Source organism: Alcaligenes sp. NLF5-7 (genome assembly GCF_024266725.1).
Lineage (GTDB): Bacteria > Pseudomonadota > Gammaproteobacteria > Burkholderiales > Burkholderiaceae_B > Alcaligenes > Alcaligenes phenolicus.
This window is the reverse complement of the sequence record NZ_CP100755.1, coordinates 965,515-990,286: the sequence shown is the minus strand read 5'-3', so window position 1 is coordinate 990,286 and position 24,772 is coordinate 965,515. Positions and strand designations below refer to the sequence as shown.

The following is a 24,772-nucleotide window of genomic DNA, read 5'->3' as shown; positions in this document are numbered from 1 at the left end:
AGACCAAAGTGGCAGGTACAAAAAAAGCCGAGCTACCTTGCGGTAGTCTCGGCTTGGGACCAGGCTTTAAGCCAGGGGCTTAGAGCTGATTCAGGTTCAGACGCAGAACGCTGTCCTTGGCACCTTTCAGGTAGTGCGGGCTCTTGTCGCCATGAGGGATTTTGATAGTGACAAAAGCGGTCTGGCCGTCAGCGCTCAGCGTGACGCTGTTGGGGTGCACAGGGGCGCTGATACGGTGTTTAACAGCCAGGGTGTTGGCATCCAGAATGGTGACCGAACCGGTACCGGCTGGTGTTTCACGATCCACGCCACGGTTGGTGGCGATCAGCTCTTTGCGAGCGTCGTTGTACACGATATCCAGCAGCCCCAGACCCACTTCAGCCGTGTTTTCCACTTTGCCGGAGCTGGTGTCGAATTGGTAGATCTTGCCGGTATTGGCGTCAGCACCAAACAGTTTCTTGCCATCCGCGCTCAGGGCGATGTTCACGAAGAAGTGGCGGGAATCTTCACGTTTATCGCTTTTTGCATCGCCAGTGGTGAAGCGCTGTTCGATAGCGCCGGTGGCCGGGTTGATGACGGCAATTTCATCCTTGCCGCCGTGGCCCACGAACAGACGCTTGGTGTTGGCATCGTAGGCAGCGCCAGCAGGCCACAAGCCCACGTTATCGATATTGTGCAGGATACGACCGTCGGCGCCATCCACAATCCATACGCGGCCTCCTTCGGAGGGATTGGTCACGAAGATGCGGTTGTCTTGCTCGTCAATAACGACTTTACGGGTGTGTTCCCAGCCGCCCTTGTCTTCTTTTTGACCCAGTTGGATCAGTTGCTTGACGGTGCCATTCAGGCTGTTGATTGCCAGCAGCGAGCCGTCCAGGGTGTTGCCCACGTACAGAGTGTGAGTTTTCTGGTTCAGGCCCAGTGCAAAGGCACGGCGCGGCAATTGGATCAGTTGCGATTCACGCAGCGTGTCCTGGTCCAGAACGTGCAGGAAGCCAGCAGCACGGTCTTCAAACAAAGGAGTAGCAGCAACAAACAACTGCTTGCTGTCCTTGGCGGCCAGAATTTCGTAGGCACCATTAATGGTGTCCTGACGGAAAGTGACCTGTGCCTGAGGCGCAGTCGCATTCAAGGACGATGTTTGGCCCGCTTGTTGCGATTGCGGTGCAGTCTGGCATGCACTGAGCAGCAAAGCGCCCATTACGGAGGCAACAATCATTTTTAAAGAGGCTGGGCGGGACGCAATCATGTATTTCCTTTGGGATTCAATAAATGAGAATCGTTACTATAACTGCTCTGTTTTATAAACTTTTCTGACTTGTCTGTCTATGTAAATACGCAAAACCCTGCTTGATGGCAGGGTTTTGAATGGCCTTTGTTTTAGTCCTGCTTGGAGCCGTTTCCAAATCGGGCTTGCCAGGCTTCATACACTTTGCGTTTTTCCGGCAAGGGCAGGTGCTCCATTTTCACGCCCTGCTTGCCAAAGTCCTGCTGCATTTTTTTGTAGAAGGATTCGGTAGACCAGCCAAAGGGCTCGCCTTCCTCATCGTCGGCGCAATACACCACGCGCTCCACGCCCGAGGCGATCATGGCGGCCATGCACATGGGGCAGGGGATGCCACTGGCATACATGGTGCTGCCTGCATGGCTGCTGCTTTTCACGTTCTGGCTGGCAGTACGCAGCGCCTGGATCTCAGCGTGCGCGGTGGGGTCATGGGCAATGTAGGTCTCATTAACCCCTTCGGCCAGAACTTGGCCATCGCGCACCAGCACTGCGCCAAAGGGCTGGCCGCCGCGGGCGACATTCTCTTCGGCGATCTGGATGGAGCGCAGCAGATAGTGTTTATCGTTCATGTTTTTCTCCTGTAGAGAAGCAAGGTTGGAATGAGCCTTGAAACCAGAGTCTCTATCTGTGCCGTGTGGGACCCCTGCGGGCACAGTCGGCATCAGGGGGACGCGTTCCGGTTTGGCGTGTTTGTAATGCAAAACAGCCGCTGACGGGCAGCGGCTGTTCTGTTTCAGACCCTATTAGCGAGTGCCGCCAAGTGTCAGATTGGCATGACGGTTTACGTCTTTGTACAGCAAGTAGCGGAAACGGCCTGGTCCGCCTGCGTAGCAAGCCTGCGGGCAGAAAGCGCGCAGCCACATGAAGTCACCGGCTTCCACTTCAACCCAGTCCTGGTTCAGACGGTACACCGCCTTACCTTCCAGAACGTACAGACCGTGTTCCATCACGTGCGTTTCAGCGAAGGGGATCACGCCACCGGGTTCAAAGTTCACGATGTTCACGTGCATGTCGTGACGCAGGTCGGACATGTCGGTGAAACGGGTGGTGCTCCAACGGCCTTCGGTGCCAGGCATGACGCCAGGTTTCACGTCTTTTTCGTTGGTCACAAAGGCTTCAGGGGCATCCAGGCCTTCCACACGCTGGTAGCGCTTGCGAATCCAGTGGAAGTTGGCCAGCTCGCCCGTGCGGTTGTGCAAGGTCCAGTTGGTGGAAGGAGGAATAAAGGCATAGCCGCCTTCTTCCATGATGTGCTTGGTGCCTTCCAGAACCAGTTCCAGCTGGCCCTTGACGACAAAAATCACGCCTTCGGCTTCGGGGTCGGACTCAGGATTGTTGCTGCCACCCTGTGGGCCTACTTCCATGATGTATTGGGAGAAGGTCTCGGCAAAGCCGGACAGAGGACGTGCCAATACCCACAGACGGGTATTTTCCCAACCGGGCAGGAAGCTGGTCACGATGTCTTGCAGCACGCCTTTGGGCAGCACGGCATAGGCCTCGGTGAACATGGCGCGGTCCGTCAGCAACTGAGTCTGAGGAGGATGGCCACCTGGAGGGGCGTAGTAATTGACTTTGGACATGTTGATTCCCATTGAAATTCAGTAAGGAAAAATCTGTCGAACGGCACGGCGCAATCCCGGCGGCTGGCAAAAGGCACAGGCGGGATGTCGTTGTAATGCGCGGGACCAATACACCTTAACGACTGCTGGTGATATTTACAAATTAAATGTATAAATCTCTAGTATTTGTTTTTTGAATAAACGGGCGGCGGGGTGGATTACCCTGGCGGATTTCAGAAAGGGTTTGAGCATATGGATCATCAACTATCAAGCAGTCCCAGCCTGAACCGGCCCTTGTACGACCTGGACCTGCTGCGGGCCTTGTTGACGGTAGTCGATTGCGGCAGCTTCACGGCGGCCGCAACGCGTTTGCATTCCACACAGTCCACGATCAGCCAGAAAGTGCGGCGCCTGGAGGAACTGGCCGGGCTGCGTCTGCTGGACCGGGCCAGCCGGGGCGTCAGCACGACTGAAGCGGGGCAGACCCTGTTGGGTTACGCCCGCCAGATGCTGGCTTTGAATCATCAGCTGTCTGAAGCCCTATCCGGTTCTCTGGTGACTATTTCCGTGCGTCTGGGCGTGCCTGAGGACTTTACCAATGGACAGACCATGCGGGCCTTGGCGGGCTTCAACCGTCGCTTCCCGCAGATGCGTCTGGAAGTCAGTAGCGGCCTGAGCAGCGACCTGCTGGCCGCTTACGATCAGGGTGAGCTGGATCTGGTGCTGGTCAAGCAGCGTCACAATGCCCGTGAAGCGGTGGCTTGTCTACCCGAGCAGACGGCCTGGGTGGATAGTGCGACTGATCCGGTCTTTCATCTGGACCCCATCCCCTTGGTGACCTTCCCGCGTCGGGGTGTGTATCGAGAGGAAATCATCAGTGCTGTCGAGTCCTTGGGACGTCGTTGGCGTATCAGCTTTACCAGTTCCAGCTTGAGCGGTATTCAGGGGGCGGTGGCAGACGGGATGGGGATCAGCTTGCTGCCGCGGCGTGCGGTGCGCGATGACCATGTTGAATTGGGCCAAGCACAAGGTCTGCCCCGTATCGATGCTTTTGAACTGGCGATTTTGCATCGGCCTCATGCCAATGAGATGGTGACGGCCTTGTCCCGTGTACTGGTAGAGATGCTGGCACCCGAGAGCGCCCGCCGTCCTGGATAGCCTGCTGTTGGGCTGGCGAGGCTCGTAGAGCTTAGACAGGGTTTAGCGCTTGGGTGTGACCGGATCAAAGTGCGTCATGACATCCAGCACGGGCTCTTCGGCCATTACACGGTCCCGTGCGGCCACGGCAATGGCATGACCTTGTGCAATAGTCAGGGTGCCGTCCATTTCCAGATCCACTTCTACCCAGATCATGTCACCCAGCTTGCGGGTTCTTAGCTGGTGTATGCCTTCCACACCGGGGGTCTCGCGCAAGAGCTTGGCAATGCGCTCTTCCGTTTCCTGATCGACCGCTTTATCGGTCAGGTCGTGAAATGCGCCAATAGAAAACTTCCAGCCCATGCGCAGAATCATCAAACCCACAATACTGGCGGCCAAGGGGTCGCCCAAGGGCAGACCTGCCAGGTTGGCCATCACCCCGACGCTGACGACCAGCGAGGAGGCTGCGTCGGAGCGCGCGTGCCAGGCATTGGCAACCAGCATGGTCGAGCGCAAGCGCTTCGCGACACGCAACATGTAGCGAAACAGGAGTTCTTTACTACAGAGCGCGATGAAGGCAATGGCCAGGGCAATCGGGTGTACTGCTTCGATGCTGCTGGGGTCGCGCAAGGAAGACACGGCATTCCATAGCATGCCCAGTCCGACGGCCAGCAAGAGGCCGCCAATGGCCAGGGTGGCCGCCGTTTCGTAGCGCAAATGTCCGTAAGGGTGATCTGCGTCCGGACCTCGACGGCTATGGCGGTTGGCGATCAGCACTACAAAGTCCGACAGCAGGTCGGACAGGGAGTGGATGGCGTCAGCAATCAGGGCCTGCGAATGAGCAAACAGACCCACCACAATTTGCAGCACGCTCAAACTGATATTGACGATGACACTGACCCAGGTGGAGCGCTGTGCACCAAGGTGCCGATCCAGTTCAGTAGGGGGGATGTTTTCCATGCCAAGAGGTCCTTGCATTCAAAGCAGCAGACTGTGCATCAATACAGCAGTTTCAAGATAAAGAGTGTATCGGCTTTCCGGGGTTACGGGGCGCTGAAAGGGGCTTGGCAGACTGTTTTGAGCCTGTTCTTTGGTAGATGTAGACAAAAAAGCCTCGCTTTTTCGGCGAGGCTCTTTTGCGTATCAGGAATGCGTCTTAATTGATGCGCATACCGGGCTGGGCACCGGGGAATGGTTCCAGAATATAGATGCCTTGATCCACCGCATCATCCGCATGGCTGGCCGCCAGCACCATGCCCTCGGATACGCCGAAACGCATCTTGCGAGGAGCCAGGTTAGCGACCAGTACCGTCAGCTTGCCGATCAGATCTTCGGGCTGGTAAGCCGACTTGATGCCGGAGAACACTTGGCGCAAGCGGCCTTCGCCAGCGTCCAGGCTCAGACGCAGCAGCTTGTCCGAACCTTCTACGGCTTCGCAACTGACGATTTTGGCAATGCGCAGGTCCACCTTGATGAAGTCCTTGATGTCGATGGTTTCGGCAATGGCTTCACCACCGGGCAACACGACGGGGGCGGGTGGCGGAGCCAGCAGCTCGTCCACCATGGCGCTGTCTACTCGCTGCATCAGATGCTTGAAGGGAGCGATGTGATCAGGCAAGGCAGCCACGTCGTCCCAGACAAAGTCGCGGTCCAGACCAAACAGTTCGTGGGCCACGCGATGGGTCAGGGTGGGCAAGATGGCGGTCAGCATGACGGATAAGCCCTTGAAGCCAGCCAGGGTGCGCGAGCAAATATCTTGCAGCGCATCTTTCTGAGCTTGCTCGGCGGTCGCAATGCCTTTGGCCATGACCCAAGGTTGGGCGGTATCAAAAGCCTGGTTGATGATGTCGGCCTGAGCCATGATCTGGCGCACGGCACGACCATACTCGCGGCTTTCCAAGTCGGTGCGGACTTTCTCGGCGACTTCCTTGAGCTGGTTTTGCAGTTCGGAAGTGTCGCCCTGGTATGCCAGCTTGCCATCAAAATGCTTGCTGATGAAGTTGGCGGCACGGCTGGCGATGTTGACGTACTTGCCAATCAGGTCGCTGTTGACGCGGGCAATGAAGTCGTCAGGATTGAAATCCATGTCTTCGACGTGCGAGTTCAGCTTGGCGGCCATGTAATAGCGCATCCACTCTGCATCCATGCCCAGCTCCAGGTAGCGCAGAGGCGAAATGCCGGTGCCACGGCTCTTGGACATTTTCTCGCCGCTAACCGTGATGAAACCGTGCACGTTCAAGGCGTCAGGCACTTTACGGCCGGAGAACTTCAGCATGGCAGGCCAGAACAGGGCGTGGAAGTACACGATGTCCTTGCCGATGAAGTGGACCTGCTCGGTGCTGCCTTCCGGATCCAGCAAGGCATCAAAGTCCAGACCGGCCTTGGCGCAGTAGGCTTTCAAGGAGGCCAGATAGCCAACAGGGGCGTCCAGCCAGACGTAGAAATATTTGCCGGGAGCGTCCGGAATCGGGATGCCGTAGTAGGGTTCGTCGCGGGAAATATCCCAGTCGTTCAGAGAGGCCTCTGCGCCTTCGCCTGTACCCAGCCATTCGCGGGTCTTGCCCAGCACTTCCGATTGCAGACGTGGCTTGCCCTGGGCGTTCTTGCCCGTGGTCCACTCTTGCAGGAAGGCTACGCAGCGCGGGTCGGACAGACGGAAGAAAAAGTGCTCCGAGGTCTTTAACACCGGACGTGCATTGGTCAGGGTGGAGTAGGGCTCGATCAGTTCGGTAGGAGCGTAAACCGCGCTACAGACTTCGCAGCTGTCGCCGTACTGGTCCTTGGCGTGACACTTGGGGCACTCGCCCTTGATGTAACGATCGGGCAGGAACATGCCTTTGACCGGATCGTAGAACTGTTCGATGGTGCGGGTGTCAATAAAGCCGGCGCTTTTCAGCGTGCGGTAGATATCCTGGGCCAGTTCGACGTTGTCTGGCGAGTCCGTACGGTGCCAATGGTCGAATTTGACGTTAAAGCCGTTCAGGTAGGTGGGGCGCTCGGCCGCGATCTTGTCTACCAACTGAGCGGGGGTAATGCCAGCGCTTTCTGCCTTGAGCATGATGGGCGCGCCATGGGCGTCGTCCGCACACACAAAATGCACAGTATGTCCCGACATTCGCATGGACCGAACCCAGATGTCGGCCTGGATATATTCCATGATGTGGCCGATGTGAAACGAGCCGTTGGCATACGGCAGGGCGGTCGTAACAAATATCGTTCGTGACATGACTTAACAAAATAAAAGAGAAAGGGAACAAGGATTCTACGGTCTATTGCACACTTGTGCTGCGCCAGACCGAGGAATGTCCACGGGCAAAGTGCTGATCGGCAATTGCGAATGATACAAATGCACACACCCTGAGCCTTTGACGACTCAGGGTGTTCGGGGGCAGTGCCTAATCAGCGTTGCTGCTCGCCAAAGGCTTGGCGAACAGTCAAGAACTGTTAAGGAATCTCGCGCATCTCGATGTCGGTGACATCACGCGAACGTGGTGTGGTCGACTGTTTGCTGGCAGCGGCAGGGCGGCGGCGCTGGTCCCAATAGGCTTTGACGCCGAAAGGACGGCCACTAATACGCGCCACAATGTATAAAATGCCGATCGCAATAGCGGTAGAAACCATGAAGATAAACGCCATGATTGCACCGAAAATTGTCAGCAAGACAAAGAGGGCTGTGCGGATAATCTGGTTAAATGTGTTCATAGGGTTAGTATGACATCATAAGTGTAAAAAAATTCCTCTTGAACCGCTAATTTTCTGGTTTAAAGGTATGGTGATGTTTCTTTATATCAAGGTTTTGGATAAATGACAGTGAGTTCCGAGCGCGTGTTGCAAGCCCTGGCGAGTGTGACCGATCCCAACACGTTAAAGAAGTTATCGGTCGATGCGGGTCGATGCGAGCTGAGCATTGACCAGAACCAGGTTGAGCTGACTTTGCACCTGCCCTATACGGCTTATGACATTCAGGGACAGCTGCGCGAACGTATCGAGCAAGCCTTGACAGGCGTGGGTGCCACCCTGTCCAAGCTGCATTTGAATCCCCGCATTGGCGTGCATGCTGTGCAGGAAGGGTTGCGACCCATGCCCAATATCCGCAACATTATTGCGGTGTCCTCGGGCAAGGGCGGTGTGGGTAAAAGTACAACGTCGGTGAACCTGGCTTTGGCCTTGCATATGCAAGGTGCGCGTGTTGGTTTGCTGGATGCGGATATTTATGGCCCTAGCGTGCCCACCATGCTGGGCCTGCACGAGCGCCCACGCAGTGCAGACGGCAAGATGATGGAGCCGCTGATTGGTCACGGTTTGCAAGCCAACTCGATTGGTTTCCTGCTGGACGAAGACGCTCCCGCAATCTGGCGCGGCCCGATGGCAACCCAGGCGCTGACACAGCTGCTTACACAAACGCGTTGGGATGATCTGGACTACCTGATTATCGATATGCCTCCCGGCACTGGCGATATCGCCTTGACCTTGTCGCAGAAAGTGCCTTTGACGGGTGCAGTGATTGTGACCACTCCTCAGGATCTGGCGCTGATCGATGCCAAGCGTGGCTTGAACATGTTCCAGAAGGTGAATGTGCCTGTTCTGGGTATTGTGGAAAACATGTCGGTCCATATCTGCTCGAACTGTGGTCATGCTGACCCGGTCTTCGGTCAGCATGGTGGTCGCGATATGGCCAGCCAGTTCAACGTGCCTTGGCTGGGTGCCTTGCCGTTGGCAATGAGCATTCGGGCTCAGACCGACTCCGGTACCCCGACGGTGATTGCCAGCGCAGACAGTCCCGAGGCCCGCCTGTATCACGAGATTGCCAATCGCGTTTCGGCTAACTTGTCGCAACTTCCTCCAGACACGTCGGGGCAGCGCCCCAAGGTTGTTCCTCGTCCTCTTTGAGTACGTATGCGCAAATCCGGCTTTTGCCTGTTGTTTTCGATAGTCCTGAGCCCTGCAGTATGGGCTCAGTCTTCCGTTCCCGATGTCATTATTGATCCGGGGGGCGTGCCCCCCCAGGCGCTGAAAGAAATTCAGCGCGCGGTCAGTGCCATTACACGTTTGGCGGAAGACCAGGACTTGGGAGAGGTCTCGCGTCTGCGGCGCCGGGCTCACGATGCGACCGTCTCCGCCTTGCAGACTCAGGGTTATTTTGACTCTGTGGTCACGCTGGAGGTGGGTGAGGATTCCAGCGGTGAATATTGGGACATCATTATTCAGCCGGGCGAAATCACGCGCGTACGAGACATTGCCCTGGACTTCAAAGGCAAGATTCAGGAGCCGGAATATCAGGTGCGTCTGGAAGGGATCAAAGCCAGCTTTCCTTTGAAAGTGGACGATCCCTTTTTGAATTCGGTCTGGTCCTCCGCCAAGTCGGATCTGCTGGAAAGTGTACAGCGCCAGGACTTTTACTACGCTCGTTACATAGACACGCGGGCAACCGTATTGGCCGATGAAGGCGTGGCCGACCTTTCCCTGAAAGTGGATAGCGGGCCGAGGGTTCGCATGGGGCCGCTGGAAACCACTGGCCTGAAGCGAGTTCCCCAGTCTCTGGTAGACCGCTATGTGCGCTATACCCCCGGTGATCCTTACGATCAGGACAAGCTGGACGAGTGGCAGCAATCTTTGGCTGCCACCACTTTTTTCCGGGGTGCCTTTGTCACCCTGGATGAACAAGCCGGCAAAAAGAAAGAGCTTCCAGATGGTGATGTAGAACTGCCTGTACGTGTACGGGTTACAGAAGCGCCATCCAGGCAGTTCACCGGCTCCTTGGGTTTTGACAGTGACCACGGCGCGCGTGTTGAGGCCTTGTATCGAAAGAATATTGTGTTTGGCCTGCCGATCTGGACCGAGGCCGGTATTGGCGTGGATAAAAAACGTCAGCGGGCCTTTTATGACATTCACTTGCCGCCCACCATTAGCGGCTACAAGAACAGTTTTGGTGTCTTGTACGATCGCTCGGACATTGAAGGTTTGGACACGGAGCGGGCGGCCCTGGGCTGGAAGCTGCGCCAGGAGCGACAGGCAGCGGGCAATAGCCGCGTGGAATATGAAACCGAATGGGGCTTACTGGGCGCCTGGGACAAAACCAAGATTTCCGGTCTGCCCACCCGTGAAACACCTTCTGCCATTGCAACCTGGCAATGGCTGCGTCGGGACGTAGACAAGAAGTACGATCCGCGCGAAGGCAATCTGATTGATTTTGGCGTGGGCGCCGGTGTCACGCTGGACAAGGGCGAGACCTTTTACCGCAGTAATTTGCGATTGCAGCAGTGGTGGCCAGTTGGGGAGCGGGATATTTTGTCCCTGCGGGGTGAAATCGGTAAGGTTTGGCGCATGACGGACCGCACACCGCCTGACTTCGGTTATCGCACCGGGGGCGCTCGCAGTGTCCGTGGCTACAAATATCAAAGCATTGGGCTTCGACAAGGCGACGCCGTGGTGGGCGCGCCAGCCATGGCCGTAGCCAGCGTGGAATACACGCACTTTTTCACCAGTATGTATGGCATGCGAGCTTTTGTTGACGTGGGTGACGCTGCGCCCAGCTTTGGTGATATGGATTTAGCCTGGGGCTACGGTTTGGGTGCGGTGGTGCGCACCCCTGCTGGCCCTTTCAATCTTGATCTGGCCTATGGTCAGCGAGACAAACGCATACGTTTGAGCTTTTCTTTGGGAATCGCATTTTAATGGCTTGGGTTCGGCGCTGGTTCCGATATTTCGCTTTGTGGGGAATTCCCTTTGTGGTGATTGCCCTGCTGCTTGTTTGCGGCTTTGTGTATTGGGTGCTGGCCAGTCAGGCCGGTACAAGCTGGGCCTTGCGCACGGCTTTGCCCTATGCGCAGGGCAGCGCCCAAGGTGTGCGCGGAACCATCTGGGATGGCTTGAGTATCGACCACCTGGTGCTTGGCCTGCCGGACACCCATGTGGATATCGAGCGTTTGCGCTTGCAGGCCAACTGGAAAGAACTGTGGGAACGCCGCCTGCACGTGGTAGAGCTTAGTGCTCAGAAAGTGGATGTGGCCTTGACCTCCTCGGACGAGCCCAAGTCCGACGAGCCCTTCACAATGCCCGAGCTGCCTATCAGCATTGCCGTGGACAAGCTGGCTTTGGGGCAGTTCTTGTTAACGCAGGATGGCACGCCCTTGCCGGTCGCGATTGCGGATTTGTCTTCGGCACTGGCGTTGGATTCCGACAGCGCGCAGCTTCGACTGTACGATTTGATGGTGGCTAATGAGTCCATCCGCGCCGGCTTTCAGGGTGAGGTGGAGTTGGCGGGACTACAAGCGCCTTACCCGGCACGAGCCGATATTCAAATCATTGCTCGCGGTTTGACGGCCGATTCGCCTATTTGTGCGAAACAGTATTTGCCTGCTTATGCAGAGCCGTCGAAATCCGGCAAACCTGCCGAGAAGGCAGTAGTCGATCGGTCCAAAAAAACAGCCACGGTTGAAACGGCCAAGACCAGTGCCAAGGCTGCAATAACACAGCAAGGTCAAGCTGAGGCCAGCGCCCCGAGTCATGCAACTCCTGCCAGCCCGCCAGTCGATCAGCCCGTAGACGCCCATGGTGTCGCCGGAGTCATCAGCTCCGAGCCCGAGGGTAGTACGGGTCTTGTCGATGAAGAACGTATCCAGGAACCAGTTGCTGTTCCTGAGCCCGAGCCTTTGCCCGATTGTGTGGTCAACGCTCAAATCACCTTGAATGGCTCTCTGGAACAAGCCACCTTGCTGCTTAACGGTCAGGGCCAGGGCTATAGCCTGGACGCCAGCGCAGAATTGAGCCCGCTGGATTCCGTGCCAGTGCGTCAGGCCAAGGTGGCGGTGAAACTGCCAGACGAGTCCTCGCTGGATGCAGACTTCGCCTGGGATGCCACGCAGGAAGGTGTGCACGTTCAGGATCATTTCAAAGGTCAGTTCCGCAGCGACAAGCTGGATCTGCATGCCTTGTTGGGCGATGTGCTGCCCGACGCCCTGATTAATACCCAAGGCCAGTTCGATGTGGTCTTGGCGGATAAAGAACAATTGCTCTCCGCGGATGTGGATGTGCAGCTTTTGCAGGGTAGTCGCTGGAACAAGCAGGCCGCTATCGGGCAGATCAAGGCAAAAGCGTCGGCTCCGGCTCAGCCGGGCCAAGCGGATTGGTGGCGTTTGCTGTCGGTTTCGGATGTGCTCACCGATATGAAGATCGGGGATAACCAGGTTCAGTTGAAAGGTGGTTTTGGCATGTCTGGCAAGGCCGAGCTGGATTTGCTGGCGAAGATGCCTCGTGCCGAGCAACTGTGGCCTGGCCTGGAGCTGGGCAAGGCGTCGGCAGAAGGGCAGTTGCGTGGCGATATCGCTCATCACACCCTGCAGTTGAAGGGGCAGTACGACTTGGGCGGCAAGGCCAAGGGGCAGTTGGGCCAAGGCATGGCCGAGGCCGATCTGGCACTGGAAGGTGGCTGGCATTTTGCCGATCAGGGCAAGGCCGCGTATTGGGATGGCAAGATAAACCGTTTGGTGGCCGACCATGCCGGTTTGATCGTGCGTTTGCAGTCGGCACTGCCTGTGCGTTTTACCGATGCTCTGCGGGCGCCGGAGCCTCCTGTTCAAGTTGCCACAGCAGAGGCCAAGGACCAATCCAAGGTTGAAGGTGGTGCAGCAGGCCAGGGGGCCGCCAAGGAAGAAGGAGCGGCTCAAGCCGGTATAAATCCGGAAACGAAGGACAACCCCGATACTAAGTCTGCTGCTGCGGCCAATGCTGCTCCGTCTGCTTCATCGGCAGCAGAGCAAGCGAAGGCACAGGCTGGCGTTCCCGAAAACGCAGCCGATAAAACAGCAAACGCTCCCAAGGCACCCGAGCCTTTGGCTCCCTGGTCAGTGCGAGTTGGTGCCGGTACCTTGAGCACCACAGTTGATGGCGAACCCTGGATCAATCTGCGTCATCAGGAATCCACTTACCAGCCTGGACAATGGGCCAGCCGTGGTGAGTTGTTGGACCTGGTCCTGTCCGAGCCTCGCATCGCGCGCTTGCTGCGCAAAGTTGGCGTAGAAGAGAACGCTGACAAGGCCAAGGGTGGTGTCAAGATTGCCAAGAACAAGAAAACTCAGCCGCCCGAAATTGATATCAAAGCGCGCTGGGACCTGAAATTTAATGGCGCCTTGTCCGGCCAGGTGCGCGTCGACCGCGTGGCGGGGGATGTACAGGTTTTTGCTGAGCCGCCCATGTCCCTGGGGCTGGAAGATCTGAGTATCGTCATCAATGCGAAACCTACCTCGGCCACGACCAGCCGTCTGGATGCTCAGATGGATGTGCGTACCAAGGAAATGGGTTACGTCACAGCCAAGGCCCAGACTCCTCTTCACGGGCTGGCCTTGAATGAGAACGATCGCAAAACGGTCAGCATACAAGCCAATATTGATGACTTGAGCTGGACGCGCCTGTTCCTGGGCGATGCCATGGAGCTGGGCGGTCGCTTGAATGCAGACGTGAATATTGATGTGGGTGCGAAATGGGCCTGGACCAGTCGTGGCACGGTAAGGGGCCGCGAGTTGCGTTTCACACGTCTGGATGACGGCATCCGTCTAATTGACGGTCAGTTGGATGCCCGTTTCGATGGTGACATTTTCCGCCTGGAGTCCTTGACGTTCCCGGCTCGCCCACGAGTAGAGCCGCAGGAATGGCGTACCGCAACCTGGCTGAAAGAGAGCCCGGACGCCAAGGATGGCAAGCTGACTGTGTCGGGGCAGTGGAACCTGAGCACTCAGCAAGGGGCCTTTGACGTGGATATTTTCCGCTTCCCGATTCTGCAGCGCTCCGATCGTTACGCCATGATGTCCGGCAATATCAATCTGGACATGGAACTGCCGCGTATTGCCATTACCGGCAAGGTTGTTGCTGATGCGGGTTGGTTCAACCTGGACATGTTGGGTGGTATTCCCACTGTTGATAGCGATGTGGTGATTGTGCGGGCAGGCGACGAGCCGGTTTCCGAGCCTTCCCAGGCTGCAACCGACATGAGCATGGAAATTGATGTGGATCTGGGGCCGCGTTTTTACCTGACGGGTTACGGCGTGAACTCCGGTCTGGTTGGCAGCCTGAGGGTCACCATGATTGGCGGCAAGTTGACCGGCATGGGTGCCTTGCGCACTCGTGGCGGGCGAATTGAGCTCTATGGTCAGAAGTTGCTGCTCAAGCGCGGAACCGTGACCTTCCAGGGTGACATTACCTCGCCTATTCTGGACATCGAAGCCTTGCGTACCGGTCAGGCTGTAGAGGCAGGTGTTAAGGTAGCCGGTACGGCTCGCAAGCCCAGAATCGATTTGGTGTCCTACCCGGAAGTCAGCGAAGTTGAAAAACTGTCCTGGCTCCTGCTGGGCCACGGGCCGGATGATTCTGGTGGTGACATGGCCTTGCTGCTCAGTGTGGGGACGTCCTTCCTGGGCGATGGCGAGCCCTTCTACCGCAAGTTCGGGATTGATGAAGTGGCGATGCGCTCGGGCGACCTGGGCAGTGCCGGTAGCATTTTGCCGGTGGAAAGTGTGGTCAAATCCCTGAACAGCGGCACCAGCAACGAAGAGCGCAAGTTTATTGCGATCACCAAGGCACTGACGGCGGATATTTCCGTTAGCCTGGAGCAGGCCATGGCCGATACCGGAACGGTGGGTCGAGCCAGCTACCGCCTGGCACGAGGCCTGACGGCTGAGGTCAGCGCCGGTACGGTAAACGGTCTGGCCCTGATTTACCGCTGGTTCTCGAAGGATTGATGCGGGCTTGCCCGGCGCAAAGCGGGCAGAGAATTGTGGCGCAAATGACATATTTGCGCCGCAATTGGCTTGTGTGTGTATCTAAACGATAAAATAACCGGTTACTGATTTAAGGCGGCTAATTTCTTATGAGTATCAAAAGCGACCGTTGGATTCGGCGGGCTGCTGCCCAGGGCATGATCGAGCCTTTCGAGCCAGGCCAAGTGCGCAATGTAGACGGACAACGTATCGTCAGCTACGGCACCAGCAGCTATGGCTACGATGTGCGTTGTGCCAACGAATTCAAGATTTTCACCAACATCAACTCGACCATCGTGGACCCCAAGGCTTTCGATGAAAAATCCTTTGTGGATTTTGTCGGTGATGTGTGCATTATTCCGCCCAATTCTTTCGCGCTGGCCCGCACGGTTGAGTACTTCCGTATTCCTCGCAGTGTGTTGACCATGTGTCTGGGCAAAAGTACTTATGCCCGTTGCGGCATCATCGTGAACGTGACTCCGCTGGAACCCGAGTGGGAAGGCCACGTCACCCTGGAGTTTTCCAATACCACCCCGCTGCCAGCCAAGATTTACGCCGGTGAAGGGTGTGCACAGATGTTGTTCTTTGAAAGCGATGAAGTGTGCGAAGTGTCGTACCGCGACCGCGGCGGCAAATATCAAGGTCAGCTAGGCGTTACCCTGCCTCGTACCTAGGAGTTCTGGATGAAGTTTCGTTTTCCCATCGTCATCATCGACGAAGACTACCGTTCCGAAAATACGTCGGGCCTGGGCATTCGAGCCCTGGCCTCGGCGATAGAGGCCGAAGGCGTAGAGGTTCTCGGGGTCACCAGCTATGGTGACCTTAGTTCTTTTGCGCAACAGCAAAGCCGCGCGAGCGCCTTCATTTTGTCGATTGATGATGAGGAATTCGATGTGGACTCCCCGGAGGATGTCGCCAATGCGATCAAGAACCTGCGCTCCTTTATTGGCGAGCTGCGGTTCCGCAACGAGGACATCCCCATCTATTTGTACGGCGAGACACGCACCTCGCAGCATATCCCCAACGATATTTTGCGCGAGCTGCACGGCTTCATTCACATGTTCGAGGACACGCCCGAGTTCGTGGCGCGTCACATCATCCGTGAAGCCCGCTCCTACCTGGAAAGTCTGGCACCGCCGTTTTTCCGCGAGCTGGTCAAGTACGCTTCTGACGGTTCCTATTCATGGCACTGCCCAGGGCACTCGGGAGGCGTAGCCTTTCTGAAAAGCCCGGTTGGCCAGATGTTTCACCAGTTTTTTGGTGAAAACATGCTGCGTGCCGACGTCTGTAATGCGGTCGATGAATTGGGCCAACTGTTGGACCACACCGGCCCGGTGGCCGAGGCCGAGCGCAATGCTGCCCGTATCTTCCATGCCGACCACTGTTTTTTCGTGACGAACGGAACGTCCACGTCCAACAAGATCGTCTGGCACGCCAATGTGGCCAATAACGATGTGGTGGTTGTGGACCGTAATTGCCACAAGTCGATTCTGCACGCCATTACCATGACGGGCGCTATCCCGGTGTTTCTGCGCCCCACGCGCAACCACCTGGGCATTATTGGCCCGATTCCGCAAGACGAGTTCCTGCCGGAAAACATTGCGCGCAAGATCGAGGCCAACCCCTTTGCCAGCAAGGCCAAGAACAAGAAGCCCCGTATTCTGACGCTGACGCAAAGCACCTATGACGGTGTGATCTACAACGTGGAAATGATCAAGGAAACCCTGGACTCCAAGATCCCCACGCTGCACTTTGATGAAGCCTGGTTGCCGCATGCGGCGTTCCACGATTTCTATCACGACATGCACGCCATTGGTGCGGACCGTCCGCGCACCAAAGACACCATGATCTACGCCACGCACTCCACGCATAAAATGCTGGCTGGCTTGTCGCAAGCGTCCCAGATTACGGTGCAGGATGCGGAGAACCGCCCCTTGGACCGCAACGTGTTCAATGAAGCCTACCTGATGCACACCAGCACCAGCCCGCAGTACGCGATTATTGCGTCCTGTGATGTGGCGGCGGCCATGATGGAGCCGCCCGGCGGCACCGCACTGGTCGAGGAAAGCATTTGCGAGGCCATGGACTTTCGTCGCGCCATGCGCAAGGTGTCCAAGGAATACGGCGAGAACGACTGGTGGTTCAAGGTTTGGGGCCCGGATAATCTGCCTGAAGAAGGCATAGGCGAGCGCGACGACTGGATTCTGCGCTCCGATGCGGAGTGGCACGGCTTTGGCAAGTTGTCGACCAACTTCAACATGCTGGACCCGGTCAAAGCCACGGTAGTGACTCCTGGCCTGGATATTTCCGGCACCTTTGCTGAACAGGGTATTCCTGCCGCTCTGGTCTCCAAGTATCTGGCCGAGCACGGCGTGGTAGTCGAGAAAACCGGCCTGTACTCCTTCTTTATTCTGTTCACTATTGGCATCACCAAGGGCCGTTGGAATACCTTGTTGACCGCCTTGCAGCAGTTCAAGGACGATTACGACCGCAATCAGCCCATGTGGCGCATTTTGCCGGACTTCTGCAAGACTCAGCCTACCTACGAGCGCATGGGTTTGCGTGACCTGTGTCAGCAGATTCACCAGGCCTATCGCAAGTACGATCTGGCTCGCCTGACGACCGAGGTGTACCTGAGCGACATGGTTCCCGCTTTGAAGCCTTCGGATGCCTATGCCAAGATGGCGCACGGCGATATCGAGCGCGTTGGCATTGACGAACTGGAAGGCCGTGTGACGGGTGTCTTGCTGACGCCTTACCCTCCCGGTATTCCCTTGCTGATTCCTGGCGAACGCTTTAACTCGCGCATTGTGGAGTACCTGCAATTTGCACGCGAGTTCAATGCCCGCTTCCCTGGCTTTGAGACCTATGTGCATGGACTGGCGCAGGATATCGGCCCTGATGGACTGCCACGCTACTACGTAGATTGTGTGCTTGAGTCTGAAACCAACGAGTAAACCCGCGTGATCCCTTTTTTTGATGTTGCCGTCATCGGCGCAGGTGCGGCCGGTATGATGGCTGCCAGTATCGCAGGCCAGCGCGGCCTGCGAGTGGTACTGATTGATCACGCTGAAAAGCTGGCCGAGAAAATCCGTATTTCCGGTGGAGGGCGCTGCAACTTCACCAATACGGGCACCTCGCCCGAGAATTTTCTGTCCAAGAATCCGCATTTTTGCCGTTCGGCCTTGGCGGGCTATACCCCTCAGGATTTTCTGGAGCTGGTGCGGGAGTACCGCATCGGCTTTCATGAAAAGCACAAAGGCCAGTTGTTCTGTGATGACTCCAGCGAGTCCATCATCCAGATGCTGCGTCAGGAGTGTTTGAAAGGGCAGGTGTCCTGGCGCATGCCCTGTTCGGTGCAGTCCATTGGCCGTACCGAGGACGGCTTTGTGCTGCGCACCGGTCAGGGGGATTTGAATGCCTTGCAAGTGGTGATTGCCACGGGCGGCATGGCGATTCCGCAGCTGGGTTCCACGGACTATGCCTTGCGCGTGGCACGTCACTTCGGCTTGAAAGTGATTGAGCCGCACCCCGCTCTAGTCCCTTTGACCTTTGACGGTCGGGATTGGAAGCCATTTTCTGCTTTGAGCGGCATGGCTTTGGAGGTGGAGGTCAGCACAGGGCAGGGCAAGCAACGTCAGGCCTTTCTGGAAGATCTGCTGTTTACGCACCGTGGCTTGTCCGGGCCGGGTATCTTGCAGATCTCCAGCTACTGGCAGTCGGGCGAGAGCATTAGTGTGGACTTGGCTCCCGGTCAGGACATCGCGCAACAATTATTGGATCTGAAGGCGGGTAACCGTCAGCAACTGGTCACTGTCTTGTCGACCTTGTGGCCGCGCCGTCTGGTCGAACAATGGCTGGATACCTCGGACTTGTTGCCCAAAGGCGTGGGACAGCAACGTCTGGCTGATCTGCCGGATCGCGTGTTGCGCACGGTGGGACAGGTGATTAATGGCTGGGAGTTGAAACCTAGTGGCACCGCAGGCTATAAAAAGGCGGAAGTGATGAGCGGTGGCGTGGATACACGCGAGCTCAATCAGAAGAGCATGGAAGCGCGTAAAGTACCTGGTCTGTACTTCATCGGTGAAGCGGTCGATGTCACCGGCTGGCTGGGCGGGTATAACTTCCAATGGGCCTGGGCGTCGGCAGCAGCGTGTGCACGCGCCTTGAAGACACAGGCAGAGCAGGGTTAAGTATGCGAGCAGGAAGGGCAGTGGGCATGGTCTGCTGCCGTTTCTGAAATCATCGGAATTGTTGGCTGGTCAGTCAGGGAGGCGATATGCAGCTGCCAGGAGATAGAAAGTACGTAGTAAGCCACGAGTGGGCCAAAGATGAAGACGGTGTTGTGCTGGTTGGCATTACCGACTTTGCTCAAGATCAGTTGGGCGACCTGGTGTTTGTGGGTGACTTCACCCCAGGGACGCGTCTGGCTGCGGGTGCTACAGCGGGTGTGGTGGAGTCGGTGAAGGCCGCCTCCGACATTTACGCGCCTGTGGCGGGCGAGCTGGTGGAGTTCAACCAGGCCTTGTCCGATGCACCGCATCTGATCAATGAAGCTCCATTTGATACCTGGATTTTCAAGCTCAAGGCTGACAATCCGGCTGATCTGCAAGGTTTGCTGGATGGCCCTGCCTATGCCGCGGTGGCTGAGTAAGTTCAGATATTGAGTTAGCAGGAATACGCCTTGGTCTTGCCTGATTTTGGCGGACTGATCGCAAAAAAGGCCTGAATCCGTGTCATCGGATTCAGGCTTTTTATTTGGTTTCGAGCATACGCGGTTAAGCGTGCAGTGAGACGGATAGCTTGGGCCAAGTAGCCGGTTTTCTTAACTACGGCGGCGGTACGTCACGTAGTCGTAAGTGAAACCGTTTTCCTCAGGCTGAGGCAGGCGCTCCACTTCTTGCCACTCCCCGGCGGGCAGTTCCGGAAAGAAAGTATCCCCGTCCACATCAGCCTTGATCTCGGTCGCAATCAGTTCTTGCGCCACAGGCAAGGCCAGACGGAAAAGCTGTTCGCCACCAATCACACAAGCGGTTTCAAAGCCGGGGCAGGCTGCCAGGGCATCCTCCAGATTGCTGAATACCTGCGCACCTTCTGCCTGGTAAACCGCATTGCGGCTGATCACCAGATTCGGGCGGCCGGGCAAGGGGCGGCCCAGAGACTCCCAGGTTTTACGGCCCATGATGATGGGCAAACCCATGGTTACGCGTTTGAAGTGCTGCAAATCGGAAGGCAGGCGCCAGGGCAGGTCATTGTCCTTGCCAATGCAGCGATTGGCCGCATAGGCAACGACCAGGCGAATGAAAGGAGTGGAACTCATACGGCAACCGGCGCCTTGATGTGGGGATGAGGATCGTAGTCGGTGATTTCGAAGTCTTCGTACTCGTAATCAAACAGACTGGCGGGTTTGCGCTTGATCGTCAGCTTGGGGTAGGGGCGAGGCTCGCGCGAGAGCTGTAGCTCTGCTTGTTCGAAGTGGTTGGAGTACAGGTGACAGTCACCACCAGTCCAGATGAAATCACCCACTTCCAGATCACATTGCTGCGCCATCATGTGAGTCAGCAAGGCGTAGCTGGCGATATTGAAGGGCACGCCCAGGAAAATATCGGCACTGCGCTGGTAGAGCTGGCAGGACAGCTTGCCGTCTGCCACATAAAACTGGAACAGGGCGTGGCATGGGGGCAGGGCCATCTGGCCCACATCCGCTACGTTCCAGGCCGAAACAATCAGGCGGCGTGAGTCGGGGTTTTTGCGGATCTGTTCCACCAACTGACTGATCTGGTCGATATGACGGCCATCGGGAGTGGGCCAGGAACGCCATTGCACACCATAGACCGGGCCCAGATTGCCGTCCTTGTCGGCCCATTCGTCCCAGATGGATACGCCGCGCTCTTGCAGCCAGCGCACATTGGACTCACCACGCAAAAACCACAGCAACTCAATAAAGATGCTGCGGGTATGCAGTTTCTTGGTGGTGATCAGCGGGAAACCCTGCGACAGATCGAAGCGCATTTGGTGACCAAATACCGAGTTCGTGCCGGTGCCGGTGCGGTCCCCTTTGGGAGTGCCTTGGGTGTAGACCAGGCGCAGCAGGTCTTCGTAGGGATACAGGGACATGGTGGCCTCAGGCTTGCTGAATGTCGACGGAATAGGTGATCTCGGCTGTTTTGCCCAGCATGGCCGAAGCGGAGCAGTACTTGTCGTGCGACAGTTGTACGGCACGCTCAACGGCGGCCTGGGGCAGATCCTTGCCAGTGACCACAAAAGTGAAGTGAATCTTGGTAAAGACTTTGGGGTCGGTGTCGGCGCGTTCGGCGGTCAGCTTGACCTGGCAGCCGGTAATGGCGTGCCGACCACGCTTGAGGATCAGCACCACGTCGTAGGCTGCGCAGCCACCGGCGCCGGTCAGCAGCATTTCCATGGGGCGTGGAGCCAGGTTATTGCCGCCACCTTCGGGTGCACCGTCCATGGCCGTCACATGACCACTGCCTGTACGGGCAACGAACAACATTCCGTCTTTGCCGCCCCAGTCGATTGTGCATTCCATATGAATTCCTTTGTTTGCAGTGCGAGCCAAGACTCGTCAGTAGATTGATAGCGGTGATTGTACTTTTTGATGAGGGCTGTGTCGCGCCTGGATGGAAACCAGGTTTAGCGTGATTTGACGCGGATTTTTGCAGCTTTATTGCTAATTGAAATGTGAAGCCCGGATGTGAGCCTTGTCACTTCTCAGGGCATCTGATGGTGGCGGATGTGGCACCCGTATAAGAAATTCCATATGGACAAATCAGAGCAGAACCATGCTCTTTGTAAGATTTAGACTGGTTTTGTTGTTTGTCCTAGGATAAACTGCTGTGCGGTACACGGCATTTTGAAACAGATATGTCACAGGGGTTTACCCTCGCCTATAATGGCTGTCGCCCGTATACCAAAAAATGTCGTGCTCGTATTTGTTCTGTCTCAATAAACCTTGCTTTCAATGGGGGCTTTATTCGGACGTCACAAGCGGGTGTTTTAACATGACGGCTCTCGCGACCTAGGCAGTCGCAGATTTTTTGCGTCCATGCTCTTTTGATCTGCGACGCGTCAAGGTGCCGCCGAGCTGCTTGGCAGCTTCACATTAACCAGGCCTGGATCATTGTGAATACCGTTTCAATACTGCTACTAGCTTTCATATTGTCCGTTACAGGACTCTTTGTTTTCATCTGGTCGTTACGCCGTAACTTCTTTGACCACAGTCCCGCTGCTTCGCGAGAGATCTTCTCCAAAGGCGAAATCGGGCAGGTAGATGACCCCTCCGCCACCCCTGAACAACGTCAGGCACTTCAAGAAGAAATGGGCCGCAAGGCAATTTCGGCTGAAGATCGTCAGGCGCTGAGCCTTGAATTGGCAGAACGCGTGGAAGCCGACCGCTCCTCCGCCAAGGTCACTTTCATTTTGCTGGCCTGTTCGGTCTTCTGGCTGCTCTTTGCCTCGACGGCAGGCTTGATCAGCTCGATCAAGCTGCACGATCCCGAATTTCTGACGCAACACGCCTGGATGACCTTTGGTCGCATGCGTACGTTGCACCTGAACGGTGTGGCTTACGGCTGGGCTCCAATGGCCGCGTTCGGCGTTGCCATGTGGATGCTGCCTCGTTTGCTCAAGACTCCCCTGATCGGTGCGCGTTATGCCATCACGGGCGGGATCTTGTGGAACATTGGCCTGGCTATCGGCCTGACATGTATCGCGATGGGTATCACCGACGGTATGGAATGGCTGGAAATGCCTTGGCAGGTTGATATCCTGATGGTTATCGGTGGTGCTCTGGCAGCCTTGCCTTTGGTCTTCACCTTGCAAAACCGTCGTGCTCACCACCTGTATGTGTCGGTGTGGTACATGGGCGCAGCCCTGTTCTGGTTCCCCATCCTGTTCCTGGTCGGTAACCTGCCTGCCGTGCACGTGGGTGTTGAACAAGCAACCATGAACTGGTGGTTTGGCCACAACGTGCTGGGTCTGTTCTACACCCCGATGGCTCTGGCTTCGGTGTACTACTTCCTGCCCAAGATCATCGGTCAGCCTATCAGCTCCTACAACCTGTCTCTGGTGGGTTTCTGGGGTCTGGCATTTTTCTACGGTCAGGTTGGTGGTCACCACCTGGTTGGCGGTCCTGTGCCGCAGTGGATGGTTACCCTGTCCATCGTCCAAAGCATGATGATGATCATCCCCGTGCTGGCTTTCTCGATCAACCAGCACTACACCATGAAGGGTCACTTCCGTACCCTGATTCACTCGCCTACCCTGCGCTTTATCGTGCTGGGCGGCATGATGTACACCGTCAGCTCCATTCAAGGTTCTTTTGAAGCGCTGCGCAGCATCAACACGATTACCCACTTCACGCACTTCACGGTTGCCCACGCCCATATCGGCTTGTACGGCTTCTTTACCATCGTGATGTTCGGTGCCATCTACTACGTGATGCCACGCGTGATGTCCTGGGAATGGCCTTACCCCAAACTGATCTCCCTGCACTTCTGGCTGGTTGTGATTGGTTTCTCCATCTACGCTATTGGTCTGAGTATTGGCGGTTGGCTGCAAGGTCTGGCCATGCTTGATCCTGCCAAAGCCTTCATGGAATCGGTGTTTGTCACGATGCCTTACCTGAAGTCGCGCTCGATTGGTGGTGGTTTGATGACTCTGGGTCACCTTGTGTTTGCCTTCCACTTTGTGGCAATGGCTTTGCGCTATGGCAGCCGTCGTATTGGTCCAGCCCTGTTTCACCAGCGCTCGGCAACTCGCAATGTAGTGGAGGCATGATTTAGTCATGGAAAGCGAATACAAACTATTGGGCGGCGCCATGGTGACGCTCGCCCTGGCCACATCGGCTCTGGTCGTTGTCCCTTACCTGCAAGTTAAAAGGGTGGAGCCTTCTCCAGGCCTGAAGCCTTACACGGAAGTGCAACTGCGCGGTCGTCAGCAATACATTGATATGGGCTGTGTCTACTGTCACTCGCAGCAGCCACGTAGCCAGAACCAGGCTCCTGACTTCCAGCGTGGCTGGGGTCGTGCCTCGGTAGCAGGCGACTACTTCTACGACACGCCTCACCTGCTCGGCACCATGCGTACCGGCCCTGACCTGCTCAATATTGGTGCTCGTCAGCCTAGCGTGGACTGGCACCTGGGTCACTTGTATCAGCCTCGTGCTTATACCCCTGGCAGCAATATGCCTTCTTACCCCTTCATGTTCGAGCTCAAGGACAAGGCAGAGGAAGGCGACAAGGTTGTCAACTTGCCAGGTGATTTCGCACCGGAAGGCAAGGTGGTTGTGGCCAAGCAAGAGGCCCTGGACCTGGTTGAATACCTGTTGGCGCTGGATCGTACGTATCCCGTATCGCCAGCCAGCGTTATCAAATAAACAGGCATTGCTGAGCTAGCGCGCCCCGCAAGGCGGGGCGCCTCGGAGAATTAGAATGAGCGACAATCGTAAATATGAAGCACAGCTGCGTGAGCATTCCGATCCGGAAGAAAACGCAGCACCGATCCCTTGGGTGGTTCTGCTGATCATTGCAGGTCTGTTCCTGTGGGGCATCTACTATATTTTCAGCAGTGACCTGAGCCATGACGCAACCGTGGGCGACAACCGTATCGTTGCCGACTTCGAATTGCCAGAAGGCGCGGTAGATGGTCAGCAGCTGTTCGTAGCCCAATGTGCCGCCTGTCACCAGGCAACGGGTGCCGGTGTTCCAGGCGTGTTCCCTCCGCTGGTGGGTTCCGAATGGGTACTGCGCAAGCCTGAAGTTTTGGTCCAGATCATGCTGCACGGTATTACGGGTGAGATCACGGTCAAGGGTAATAAGTACAATGGTGCGATGCCCGAGTTCCGCGAGAAGTTCAATGACGAGGAAATGACGGCCGTTGTTAATTACCTGCGTACAGAATTGGGTGGCAATAGCGCCGATCCTGTGGACGTGGCCTTTGTCAAAGCCGAACGTGAAAAAACCGCTGATAAAACCGATCCTTGGAATGGGGACGCTGATCTGGCTCCCATGGAAGAGTAAGAC

20 protein-coding genes are annotated in these 24,772 nt (G+C 56.5%); 11 read left to right on the top strand and 9 right to left on the bottom strand.

Annotated elements, in window-relative coordinates; translation table 11 throughout:
- Nucleotides 1-79: 79 nt before the first annotated feature.
- The 3 genes from MID00_RS04635 to MID00_RS04625 all read right to left on the bottom strand — a co-directional run bounded on the left by MID00_RS04635 (nt 80) and on the right by MID00_RS04625 (nt 2,865).
- The gene (locus MID00_RS04635; RefSeq protein ID WP_254499771.1) at nt 80-1,249 is read right to left on the bottom strand and encodes a YncE family protein; all 1,170 of its coding nucleotides are present in this window, start codon (nt 1,247-1,249) and stop codon (nt 80-82) included.
- A 131-nt stretch (nt 1,250-1,380) separates the two neighbouring features.
- Nucleotides 1,381-1,854 (bottom strand): nucleoside deaminase, encoded by a 474-nt coding sequence (locus MID00_RS04630; protein WP_042482892.1) that lies wholly within the window; start codon nt 1,852-1,854, stop codon nt 1,381-1,383.
- A gap of 174 nt (nt 1,855-2,028) precedes the next feature.
- On the bottom strand, nt 2,029-2,865 hold the full coding sequence (locus tag MID00_RS04625) for a bifunctional allantoicase/(S)-ureidoglycine aminohydrolase (RefSeq protein WP_009461134.1): 837 nt from the start codon (nt 2,863-2,865) through the stop codon (nt 2,029-2,031).
- A 231-nt stretch (nt 2,866-3,096) separates the two neighbouring features.
- On the opposite strand from MID00_RS04625, the gene MID00_RS04620 reads away from it, so the two are divergent.
- The gene (locus MID00_RS04620; RefSeq protein ID WP_254499770.1) at nt 3,097-4,002 is read left to right on the top strand and encodes a LysR substrate-binding domain-containing protein; all 906 of its coding nucleotides are present in this window, start codon (nt 3,097-3,099) and stop codon (nt 4,000-4,002) included.
- 42 nt (nt 4,003-4,044) lie between these two features.
- On the opposite strand, the gene MID00_RS04615 is transcribed toward MID00_RS04620, so the two are convergent.
- The 3 genes from MID00_RS04615 to MID00_RS04605 form a co-directional block, all read right to left on the bottom strand.
- Nucleotides 4,045-4,941 carry a cation diffusion facilitator family transporter gene (locus MID00_RS04615; protein ID WP_009461133.1) on the bottom strand — a complete coding sequence of 299 codons (897 nt, stop codon included), beginning with the start codon at nt 4,939-4,941 and terminating at the stop codon, nt 4,045-4,047.
- 196 nt (nt 4,942-5,137) lie between these two features.
- A complete protein-coding gene (metG, locus tag MID00_RS04610) occupies nt 5,138-7,207 on the bottom strand; it encodes a methionine--tRNA ligase (RefSeq protein ID WP_250756693.1) in 2,070 nt (689 codons plus the stop codon).
- 218 nt (nt 7,208-7,425) lie between these two features.
- Nucleotides 7,426-7,683, bottom strand: a complete 258-nt coding sequence (locus MID00_RS04605) for a hypothetical protein (protein WP_009461132.1) — start codon at nt 7,681-7,683, stop codon at nt 7,426-7,428.
- 102 nt (nt 7,684-7,785) lie between these two features.
- On the opposite strand from MID00_RS04605, the gene apbC reads away from it, so the two are divergent.
- The 7 genes from apbC (at nt 7,786) to gcvH (ending at nt 19,386) form a co-directional block, all read left to right on the top strand.
- Entirely contained in the window at nt 7,786-8,871 is a 1,086-nt protein-coding gene (gene apbC, locus MID00_RS04600) for an iron-sulfur cluster carrier protein ApbC (protein ID WP_009461131.1), read from the top strand.
- A 6-nt stretch (nt 8,872-8,877) separates the two neighbouring features.
- Entirely contained in the window at nt 8,878-10,656 is a 1,779-nt protein-coding gene (locus MID00_RS04595; RefSeq protein ID WP_254499769.1) for an autotransporter assembly complex family protein, read from the top strand.
- Nucleotides 10,656-14,714: a translocation/assembly module TamB domain-containing protein gene (locus tag MID00_RS04590; protein ID WP_254499768.1), complete on the top strand. Its 4,059-nt coding sequence runs from the start codon at nt 10,656-10,658 to the stop codon at nt 14,712-14,714. Before MID00_RS04595 ends, MID00_RS04590 begins: the two co-directional genes overlap by 1 nt.
- 128 nt (nt 14,715-14,842) lie before the next feature.
- Nucleotides 14,843-15,406, top strand: a complete 564-nt coding sequence (dcd, locus tag MID00_RS04585; protein ID WP_009461128.1) for a dCTP deaminase — start codon at nt 14,843-14,845, stop codon at nt 15,404-15,406.
- 9 nt (nt 15,407-15,415) lie between these two features.
- The gene (locus tag MID00_RS04580; protein WP_009461127.1) at nt 15,416-17,689 is read left to right on the top strand and encodes an arginine/lysine/ornithine decarboxylase; all 2,274 of its coding nucleotides are present in this window, start codon (nt 15,416-15,418) and stop codon (nt 17,687-17,689) included.
- Between the two features lie 6 nt (nt 17,690-17,695).
- Nucleotides 17,696-18,925: an NAD(P)/FAD-dependent oxidoreductase gene (locus MID00_RS04575; RefSeq protein WP_009461126.1), complete on the top strand. Its 1,230-nt coding sequence runs from the start codon at nt 17,696-17,698 to the stop codon at nt 18,923-18,925.
- Between the two features lie 86 nt (nt 18,926-19,011).
- Entirely contained in the window at nt 19,012-19,386 is a 375-nt protein-coding gene (gcvH, locus tag MID00_RS04570) for a glycine cleavage system protein GcvH (protein ID WP_021446974.1), read from the top strand.
- A 171-nt stretch (nt 19,387-19,557) separates the two neighbouring features.
- Here gcvH and MID00_RS04565 read toward each other — a convergent pair whose 3' ends face one another.
- The 3 genes from MID00_RS04565 to MID00_RS04555 are packed head-to-tail and all read right to left on the bottom strand — an operon-like array spanning nt 19,558 to nt 21,279.
- Nucleotides 19,558-20,052: a dihydrofolate reductase gene (locus tag MID00_RS04565; RefSeq protein WP_009461124.1), complete on the bottom strand. Its 495-nt coding sequence runs from the start codon at nt 20,050-20,052 to the stop codon at nt 19,558-19,560.
- Entirely contained in the window at nt 20,049-20,849 is an 801-nt protein-coding gene (locus MID00_RS04560) for a thymidylate synthase (RefSeq protein ID WP_009461123.1), read from the bottom strand. Before MID00_RS04560 ends, MID00_RS04565 begins: the two co-directional genes overlap by 4 nt.
- Nucleotides 20,850-20,856: 7 nt before the next feature.
- Nucleotides 20,857-21,279: an OsmC family protein gene (locus MID00_RS04555; protein ID WP_009461122.1), complete on the bottom strand. Its 423-nt coding sequence runs from the start codon at nt 21,277-21,279 to the stop codon at nt 20,857-20,859.
- Between the two features lie 593 nt (nt 21,280-21,872).
- Between MID00_RS04555 and MID00_RS04550 the strand changes: the two genes are divergently transcribed.
- Genes MID00_RS04550 through MID00_RS04540 form a run of 3 tightly spaced genes read left to right on the top strand, consistent with a single transcriptional unit; the run spans nt 21,873 to nt 24,769 of the window.
- Complete coding sequence (locus tag MID00_RS04550; RefSeq protein ID WP_031232725.1) at nt 21,873-23,528, top strand: cbb3-type cytochrome c oxidase subunit I; 1,656 nt, start codon at nt 21,873-21,875, stop codon at nt 23,526-23,528.
- A 7-nt stretch (nt 23,529-23,535) separates the two neighbouring features.
- Nucleotides 23,536-24,126, top strand: a complete 591-nt coding sequence (locus MID00_RS04545; RefSeq protein ID WP_009461121.1) for a cbb3-type cytochrome c oxidase subunit II — start codon at nt 23,536-23,538, stop codon at nt 24,124-24,126.
- 55 nt (nt 24,127-24,181) lie between these two features.
- Nucleotides 24,182-24,769 (top strand): cytochrome c, encoded by a 588-nt coding sequence (locus MID00_RS04540; RefSeq protein WP_009461120.1) that lies wholly within the window; start codon nt 24,182-24,184, stop codon nt 24,767-24,769.
- The last annotated feature ends 3 nt before the right edge of the window (nt 24,770-24,772 follow it).

What these genes read in the sequence shown, in the direction of transcription:
- MID00_RS04630 (WP_042482892.1), bottom strand. Translation starts at nt 1,854, where the DNA reads ATGAACGATAAACACTATCTGCTGCGCTCCATCCAGATCGCCGAAGAG.
- MID00_RS04625 (WP_009461134.1), bottom strand. Translation starts at nt 2,865, where the DNA reads ATGTCCAAAGTCAATTACTACGCCCCTCCAGGTGGCCATCCTCCTCAG.
- dcd (WP_009461128.1), top strand. Translation starts at nt 14,843, where the DNA reads ATGAGTATCAAAAGCGACCGTTGGATTCGGCGGGCTGCTGCCCAGGGC.
- MID00_RS04615 (WP_009461133.1), bottom strand. Translation starts at nt 4,941, where the DNA reads ATGGAAAACATCCCCCCTACTGAACTGGATCGGCACCTTGGTGCACAG.
- MID00_RS04605 (WP_009461132.1), bottom strand. Translation starts at nt 7,683, where the DNA reads ATGAACACATTTAACCAGATTATCCGCACAGCCCTCTTTGTCTTGCTG.
- MID00_RS04545 (WP_009461121.1), top strand. Translation starts at nt 23,536, where the DNA reads ATGGAAAGCGAATACAAACTATTGGGCGGCGCCATGGTGACGCTCGCC.
- metG (WP_250756693.1), bottom strand. Translation starts at nt 7,207, where the DNA reads ATGTCACGAACGATATTTGTTACGACCGCCCTGCCGTATGCCAACGGC.
- gcvH (WP_021446974.1), top strand. Translation starts at nt 19,012, where the DNA reads ATGCAGCTGCCAGGAGATAGAAAGTACGTAGTAAGCCACGAGTGGGCC.
- MID00_RS04590 (WP_254499768.1), top strand. Translation starts at nt 10,656, where the DNA reads ATGGCTTGGGTTCGGCGCTGGTTCCGATATTTCGCTTTGTGGGGAATT.
- MID00_RS04540 (WP_009461120.1), top strand. Translation starts at nt 24,182, where the DNA reads ATGAGCGACAATCGTAAATATGAAGCACAGCTGCGTGAGCATTCCGAT.
- MID00_RS04555 (WP_009461122.1), bottom strand. Translation starts at nt 21,279, where the DNA reads ATGGAATGCACAATCGACTGGGGCGGCAAAGACGGAATGTTGTTCGTT.
- MID00_RS04565 (WP_009461124.1), bottom strand. Translation starts at nt 20,052, where the DNA reads ATGAGTTCCACTCCTTTCATTCGCCTGGTCGTTGCCTATGCGGCCAAT.
- MID00_RS04560 (WP_009461123.1), bottom strand. Translation starts at nt 20,849, where the DNA reads ATGTCCCTGTATCCCTACGAAGACCTGCTGCGCCTGGTCTACACCCAA.
- MID00_RS04580 (WP_009461127.1), top strand. Translation starts at nt 15,416, where the DNA reads ATGAAGTTTCGTTTTCCCATCGTCATCATCGACGAAGACTACCGTTCC.
- MID00_RS04620 (WP_254499770.1), top strand. Translation starts at nt 3,097, where the DNA reads ATGGATCATCAACTATCAAGCAGTCCCAGCCTGAACCGGCCCTTGTAC.
- apbC (WP_009461131.1), top strand. Translation starts at nt 7,786, where the DNA reads ATGACAGTGAGTTCCGAGCGCGTGTTGCAAGCCCTGGCGAGTGTGACC.
- MID00_RS04595 (WP_254499769.1), top strand. Translation starts at nt 8,878, where the DNA reads ATGCGCAAATCCGGCTTTTGCCTGTTGTTTTCGATAGTCCTGAGCCCT.
- MID00_RS04635 (WP_254499771.1), bottom strand. Translation starts at nt 1,249, where the DNA reads ATGATTGCGTCCCGCCCAGCCTCTTTAAAAATGATTGTTGCCTCCGTA.